Annotated in this window: 4 protein-coding genes; 2 read left to right on the top strand and 2 right to left on the bottom strand. The window is 62.1% G+C overall.

What is annotated here, in order from left to right:
- Together VIM98_RS03385 and acnB are read right to left on the bottom strand one after the other, a co-directional pair.
- On the bottom strand, positions 1 to 417 hold a 417-nt coding region (locus tag VIM98_RS03385), incomplete at its 3' end, for a LysR family transcriptional regulator (RefSeq protein WP_331991686.1).
- 237 nt (positions 418 to 654) lie between these two features.
- Positions 655 to 3,246, bottom strand: a complete 2,592-nt coding sequence (gene acnB, locus VIM98_RS03380; protein ID WP_331991685.1) for a bifunctional aconitate hydratase 2/2-methylisocitrate dehydratase — start codon at positions 3,244 to 3,246, stop codon at positions 655 to 657.
- Between the two features lie 370 nt (positions 3,247 to 3,616).
- Here acnB and acnA point away from each other — a divergent pair, with 370 nt between their 5' ends.
- Together acnA and VIM98_RS03370 are read left to right on the top strand one after the other, a co-directional pair.
- Positions 3,617 to 6,367 carry an aconitate hydratase AcnA gene (gene acnA / locus VIM98_RS03375; RefSeq protein WP_331991684.1) on the top strand — a complete coding sequence of 917 codons (2,751 nt, stop codon included), beginning with the start codon at positions 3,617 to 3,619 and terminating at the stop codon, positions 6,365 to 6,367.
- A gap of 209 nt (positions 6,368 to 6,576) precedes the next feature.
- Positions 6,577 to 7,721: hypothetical protein (locus VIM98_RS03370; RefSeq protein WP_331991683.1), on the top strand; the 1,145-nt coding region annotated here is incomplete at its 3' end.

Here is a 7,721-nt window from a genome sequence, read left to right as displayed (position 1 = left end):
ACCGCGTGGCTTGCCTTCGGACAGGCTCAGGCGCGCCCCCGGGAAATGTTGCGGAAACGGCGCAATCAAATGCGGCAGCAGATATGGCCCCAGAGTGGCCAGCACCCCCAACCGCAACTCGCCTCCGAACGCTGTCGCCCCCGCCTTGGCTGCCTGTTGCAGATGATCGGCGGCCACCAGCAAGGCATCGATCTGCTCCAGCAACCTCGCCCCGCTCGCTGTCGGCACGACACGCCGCCCGCCACGTTCGAACAACGGCGACCCCAAGGCCTGCTCCACTTTCTGCACTTGGTGCGACAAGCCGGAGGGGCTGATGTGCATGGCCCGCGCCGCGCTGTTGAAGCTACCGTGGCGATGCACCGCCTGGACCAGGGTGAGGTCACGCAGAGAGACGACGGCGAGATGGGAGGAGATCATGGAGGGAGGATAGCTGGCATCGGGCAAAGGGACGAGGGACGAGTAGCGAGGGCGTACAAATGTGCGTTGCGGTGAACCCGGGAACGTATCGCCGCACTTCCCTGGCATCTATGCTGCCCCTTGTCGCTCAGTAGCGCGCCCTCGCTACTCGTCCCTGCTCTCATCGGCATATCCATGAAACGCAAACAAAAAGCCGGCTAAACGCCGGCTTTTTGTTCTGCACAATCAGGACAGCGCTTACGCAGCAACCGTATCGGCCACTTCCTTGAACTCGGCGATCTGATCGAAGTTCATATAGCGATAGATCTTGTCGCCATTGGCATTGATCACGCCGATGTCGGTCATGTACTCGTCCTTGGTCGGGATGCGGCCGAGGCGCGAGCAGATCGCCGCCAGCTCCGCCGACCCCAGGTACACGTTGGTATTCTTGCCCAGACGGTTCGGGAAGTTACGGGTAGAGGTGGAGAAAACGGTGGCGCCTTCGCGCACCTGCGCCTGGTTACCCATGCAGAGCGAGCAGCCGGGCATTTCCATGCGCGCACCGGCCACACCGAGCACGCCGTAGTGACCTTCCTCGGTCAGCTGCTGCTGGTCCATCTTGGTCGGCGGTGCCACCCACAACTTGGCCGGGATGTCGCGCTTGCCCTCCAGCAGCTTCGACGCCGCGCGGAAGTGACCGATGTTGGTCATGCACGACCCGATGAACACTTCGTCGATCGCCGCACCGGCAACCTCCGACAGCGTCTTCACGTCGTCCGGGTCGTTCGGGCAAGCAACGATCGGCTCGTGCACGTCGGCCAGATCGATCTCGATCACCGCGGCGTATTCGGCATCGGCATCGCGATCGAGCAATTGCGGATTGGCCAGCCACGCCTCCATTGCCTTGATGCGGCGCTGCAGGCTGCGGGCATCCTGATAGCCTTGAGCGATCATGTACTTCAGCAGCACGATGTTGCTGTTGAGATACTCGATGATCGGTTCCTTGTTGAGCTTGACCGTGCAACCGGCCGCCGAACGCTCGGCCGACGCGTCGGACAGCTCGAACGCCTGCTCCACCTTGAGGTTCGGCAGCCCTTCGATCTCCAGAATGCGGCCGGAGAAAATATTCTTCTTGCCCTGCTTGGCAACCGTCAGCAGGCCCTGCTTGATGGCATACAGCGGGATCGCATTGACCAGATCGCGCAGCGTCACACCCGGCTGCAACTCGCCCTTGAAACGCACCAGCACCGACTCGGGCATATCCAGCGGCATCACGCCGGTGGCCGCGGCAAAAGCGACCAGGCCGGAGCCCGCCGGGAAGCTGATGCCGATCGGGAAGCGCGTGTGCGAATCGCCGCCGGTACCGACGGTGTCGGGCAGCAGCATGCGGTTGAGCCAGGAGTGAATCACGCCGTCGCCAGGGCGGAGGCTGATGCCGCCGCGCGTGGAGATAAAGGCCGGCAGCTCATGATGCGTCTTGACGTCGACCGGCTTCGGATAAGCCGCCGTATGGCAGAACGACTGCATGACCAGATCGGCGGAGAAGCCCAGGCAGGCCAGGTCCTTCAACTCGTCGCGAGTCATCGGACCGGTGGTGTCCTGCGAACCGACCGAGGTCATCTTCGGTTCGCAATAGGTACCCGGACGCACGCCCTGGCCTTCTGGCAAACCACATGCGCGGCCGACCATCTTCTGCGCCAGGGTGAAGCCCTTGCCGGTATCGGCGGGGTTCTGCGGCAAGCGGAACAGATCGGACGGCGGCAGGCCGAGAGCTTCGCGCGCCTTGGCGGTCAAGCCACGGCCGATGATCAACGGAATGCGGCCGCCTGCGCGCACTTCGTCGAACAGCACGTCGGACTTGACCTGGAACTCGGCGATCGCCTGACCGTTCTTCAGCGCCTTGCCTTCGTACGGTCGCAACTCGATGACATCGCCCATCTCCATTTGGGACACATCCAGTTCGATCGGCAGAGCGCCGGCGTCTTCCATGGTGTTGTAGAAGATCGGGGCGATCTTCGAGCCCAGGCACACGCCACCGAAGCGCTTGTTCGGGATGAAGGGGATATCCTCGCCGGTCCACCACAGCACCGAGTTGGTGGCGGACTTGCGACTGGAACCGGTGCCGACCACATCGCCGACATAGGCAACCAGATGGCCCTTGTCCTTCAGGTCGAGGATCTGCTGGATCGGTCCGCGCTTGCCGTCTTCTTCCGGCTGGAAAGGCGCGCCCTCGCGCTTGTTCTTGAGCATCGCCAGCGCATGCAGCGGAATGTCTGGACGCGTGGTGGCGTCCGGCGCCGGCGACAGGTCGTCGGTATTGGTCTCGCCCGGCACCTTGAACACGGTCACGGTCAGGCTGGCCGGCACTTCCGGACGGCTGGTGAACCATTCGGCATCGGCCCAGCTCTGGATCACGGCCTTGGCGTTGGCATTGCCCTTGTCCGCCTTGTCCTTGACGTCGTGGAAGGCGTCGAACATCAGCAGGGTCTTCTTCAGCCCTTCGGCGGCAGCCGCACCGACCTGCGCATCGTCGAGCAGTTCGATCAGCGGATGGATGTTGTAACCGCCGAGCATGGTGCCGAGCAGCTCGGTCGCCTTCTCGCGGCTGATCAACGTGCACTTTTCCGTGCCGAACGCCACCGCCGCCAGGTACGAGGCCTTCACCTTGGCCGCATCGTCCACACCCGCAGGCACGCGGTTGGCAATCAGGTCGACCAGGAAGGCTTCCTCACCGGCGGGCGGATTCTTCAGGAGTTCAATCAGGTCGGCGGTCTGCTGGGCCGAGAGCGGCAGCGCGGGAATGCCCAAGGCGGCGCGTTCGGCGACATGTTGGCGATAAGCGGTAAGCATGCGATCGAAGTCCTAAAGAGTTGCGTGTGGCATAGCCCTTGGGCCGCCGGGCGCGCCAGGGGCGCGTCCGGAACCGGCGGGCCGGCTGGGGAGCGGCAGGGGGAAAAGCCAATTCCCATGCCCAGTTACGGAAACTTGCAGCCGCCTATTTTGCCAGTCGTGGCAGGGTCGCCGCAACGCAAGACAACATTTCCGCCAGCGTTCGAAATCTTGCAATGCAAACCAGGCGTATCGTCGCTTGCACGTCGCGGCATTTGTCCCAAAACTGGGCAGTGTCGGTGTGAGGCCCCCTTACGATTCCCCTCACGCGCGCTGCATTAGGATCGTCCGTTACGCCCCCAGCGTCCGCTTTGCAAAGGAGTTCCCGACCATGCTGGATTCATTCGCCACCCGCGACACGCTCACTGTCAACGGCAGCTCGTACCAGATCGCCAGCCTGACCAAGCTCGGTCAACGTTTCGACCTGAAGACTCTTCCCTATTCGCTGAAGATCCTCCTGGAGAACCTGCTGCGCCAGGAAGACGGCGTCAATGTCACTTCGAAAGAAATCGAGGCTATCGCCAACTGGGATGCCAAGGCCGAACCCGATACCGAAATTGCCTTCATGCCTGCGCGTGTTGTATTGCAGGATTTCACCGGCGTGCCTTGCGTGGTGGACCTTGCCGCCATGCGCGACGCGGTGATCAAGCTTGGTGGCGATGCCACGCAGATCAATCCGCTGGCACCGGCCGAGCTGGTCATCGATCACTCCGTACAAGTGGACGTGTTCGGTTCTGAAGCGGCACTGGAAAAGAACGTCGAAATCGAATTCGAACGTAACCAGGAACGCTATTCGTTCCTGCGCTGGGGCCAGAAGGCGTTCAACAATTTCAAAGTAGTACCGCCGCGCACCGGCATCGTGCATCAGGTAAACCTGGAACATCTCGCACGTGTGGTCTTCACCGCCGACGTCGACGGTCAGTCGTGGGCTTATCCGGATACGGTGTTCGGTACCGATAGCCACACCACCATGGTCAATGGCATCGGCGTGCTGGGTTGGGGCGTGGGCGGTATCGAAGCAGAAGCCGCGATGCTCGGCCAGCCGTCGTCGATGCTGATTCCGCAAGTGGTCGGTTTCAAGTTGACCGGTAAGCTGAGTGAAGGCGTCACCGCGACCGATCTGGTGCTCACCGTCACGCAAATGTTGCGCAAGCTCGGTGTGGTCGGCAAGTTTGTCGAGTTCTTCGGCGACGGCCTCAAGTATCTGCCGATTGCCGATCGCGCGACCATCGCGAACATGGCGCCCGAGTACGGTGCGACCTGCGGTATTTTCCCGGTCGACCAGGAAGCACTGAACTACCTGCGCTTGTCCGGCCGCAGCGCAGAACAGATCGCCCTGGTCGAAGCCTATGCCAAGGCGCAGGGTCTCTGGCACGACCAGAACGCCCATGAGCCACGTTTCACCACGACGCTGGAACTGAACCTGGCCGACGTCAAACCGTCGCTGGCCGGCCCCAAGCGCCCGCAGGACCGTGTCTTGCTCGAAGGCGTCAAGCAGAGCTTCCACGACGCCGTGGGGCCGCTGACCGCCAACCGCAAACCGCGCAACGGCGATGCTTCGCGCTATGCCGGCGAAGGCGGCGCAGCGGCCATCGGCAACGAGGCCAATGCCATTGGCGACGGCAGCGTGTCGGTGACGCGCAATGGCCAGAACTTCGAGCTCAAGGACGGCTCGGTCGTCATTGCCGCGATCACCTCCTGCACCAATACCTCCAACCCGGCCGTCATGCTCGGCGCGGGCCTGCTGGCCAAGAAAGCTGCGGCCAAAGGCCTGGCCGCCAAGCCTTGGGTGAAGACTTCGATCGGCCCGGGCTCCCTGGTAGTCACCGACTACCTGCAGAAAACCGGCCTGCTCAAGGAGCTGGAAAAGGTCGGTTTCTATATCGTCGGCTACGGCTGTACCACCTGTATCGGCAACTCCGGCCCCCTGCCGCCCGAAATCAGTCAGGGTATCGGCGAAGGCGACTTGGCCGTCGCCTCGGTATTGTCCGGCAACCGCAACTTCGAAGGCCGCGTACATCCGGAAGTGAAGATGAACTACCTGGCCTCGCCACCGCTGGTAGTGGCCTATGCGCTGGCCGGCACGTTGGATATCGACCTCACCTCCCAGCCGCTCGGCACCGGCAGCGATGGCAAGCCGGTCTATCTGAAAGACATCTGGCCGTCCAACCAGGAAATCTCCGACATCATCGCCGGCGCGATCAATCCGGAAATGTTCACCAAGAATTATGCGGATGTCTTCAAGGGCGATAGCCGCTGGAACCACATCGCCTCACCGGACGGTTCGGTGTACCAGTGGAACGATTCCACTTACATCAAGAATCCGCCCTACTTCGAAGGCATGAGCAAGGAGCCGGGAAGCATCGAGGATATTCACGGCGCGCGGGTGTTGGGCCTGTTCGGCGACTCGATCACCACCGACCACATTTCGCCGGCCGGATCGATCAAGAAGGATAGCCCTGCAGGGCGTTTCCTGATCTCTCACGGCGTCGAACCGAAGGATTTCAACTCGTATGGTTCGCGCCGCGGCAACGACGACGTGATGGTGCGTGGCACGTTCGCCAACATCCGCATCAAGAACCTGATGCTCGACGGTGTGGAAGGCGGCTATACACTGCACGTGCCCAGCGGTGAGCAGATGGCGATCTACGATGCGGCGATGAAGTACAAGGCCGACAGGACCCCGCTGGTCGTGTTGGCTGGCAAGGAGTACGGCACCGGCTCCTCGCGCGACTGGGCGGCCAAAGGCACCTTGCTCCTTGGGGTCAAGGCCGTCATCGCCGAGAGCTTCGAGCGCATCCATCGCTCCAACCTGGTCGGTATGGGCGTGCTGCCGTGCCAGTTCCAGGATGGCGAAAATGCACAGTCGCTAGGTCTGACCGGCAAGGAAACATTCGACATTGTTGGCCTGGACGGCGGCGAATCGAAGACCGCAAAGGTCACCGCCACTGCCGCCGACGGCAGCCAGAAGGCATTTACCGTGAAGGTATTGCTGCTGACGCCGAAGGAACGGGAGTTCTTCCGCCATGGCGGCATCCTGCAGTATGTGCTGCGGCAGCTGGCAGGCAAGAAGGCGGCTTGATTTTCGTTCCCATCGCCGATGGAGACGCCGCCTGAGGGCGGCGTTTCCCTATACGTGACGACCGTAACGGGGGGAGGCAACCGATGGTGCTGGAAGGGTGGCAACGATTCTCCTGCATGGCCGGCATTGCGTTGATGGCCGCGACACTTTACGGCGAGACTCGGGGAAACGCTTCGGAAGGTAAACCTTCCTGGAGCGCGATATTGCGTATGGATGCGCAAGCAATGCACGACGATATCGCCGCCAACCATCCCGGCCCGGTCGATCCACAGAATCCTGGCTTTGCCCAGGCCAACGAAAAAGGCTTGGCACTGGCTTTGAAGCGTGCGCAAACCACGCGCGACTACGCCAGCTATGGGTATGCCATGAGCGCTTATGCGGCGAGTTTCGACGACGGGCATTTGCGTTTCTCGATCGCGAAAGGAGCCAAGCCGCCCGTGGTGCCCTTGCGTTGGCCCGGATTCCTGACCGGTTTCGATCGTGACGGTAGCCAGCGCGTGATATCGCGCGAGGACCACGCTCCGCTGCCATTGGGCGCACGTCTGATCGCATGCGACGACATACCGGCGGATCGGCTGGCACAGGAGAATGTCGGCACATTCGTAGGCCGCTGGTCGCTCTATGCCACGCGAATTTCGGCAGGCCAGCTATTGTTTGTGGACCAGCAGAACCCATGGATCAAGCGCCCCGAGCACTGCCAGTTCGAGGTGGCGGGTCAAACACGATCCATCGCGCTCGAATGGAGGCCGATCGGCGACGACGAACTGGCAAAGCGTCGCAACCAGGCATGGACGCGCGCCAAAGACCCTATCGGTATGCGTGTGCTGAACGATGGCACCGTCTGGATCGCATTGAGCGACTTCGACGGCGACCCCGACGGCCCCGCCAGCAAGGCGTTGCTACCGCTGATCGCCGAGCTCAAGAAAGAACGCAAGACACTGATCGAAGCTCCGGCCATCGTGCTTGATGCTCGCGGCAACCATGGCGGCTCTTCAGACTGGAGCCGAAGGATCGCTGAAGCGATTTGGGGCAAGCGTCGCGTCGATCGGGCCCAAATCGGTTCCGATGCGGTTGACTGGCGGGCGTCTACCGGCAACATCGCTACCTTGCAGGCCTTTGCCGATAAGGAGCGCGCCAGTGCGAACGGGTCGCACGATGCGCTCGTATGGGCCGAATCGGTCGTCGCCGGCATGGAAAAAGCGCGCACCGAAGGTAAGGTATTTTTCCATACCAGTTCCGCGGACGATGAGAAGCCCGCACCGACACCCGATATCGAGCAACCGCGTGGCAAGGTATTCATGGTCACGGATGCCGGCTGCTCGTCGGCTTGCCTGGACGCCGCCGATCTCTGGCT

This window comes from Dyella sp. (assembly GCF_036568765.1).
Taxonomy (GTDB): domain Bacteria; phylum Pseudomonadota; class Gammaproteobacteria; order Xanthomonadales; family Rhodanobacteraceae; genus GSA-30.
This window is presented reverse-complemented; position numbering and strand designations above follow the sequence as displayed.

Coding starts and splice junctions, on each gene's coding strand:
- acnB (WP_331991685.1), bottom strand. CDS start 3,246: ATGCTTACCGCTTATCGCCAACATGTCGCCGAACGCGCCGCCTTGGGC.
- acnA (WP_331991684.1), top strand. CDS start 3,617: ATGCTGGATTCATTCGCCACCCGCGACACGCTCACTGTCAACGGCAGC.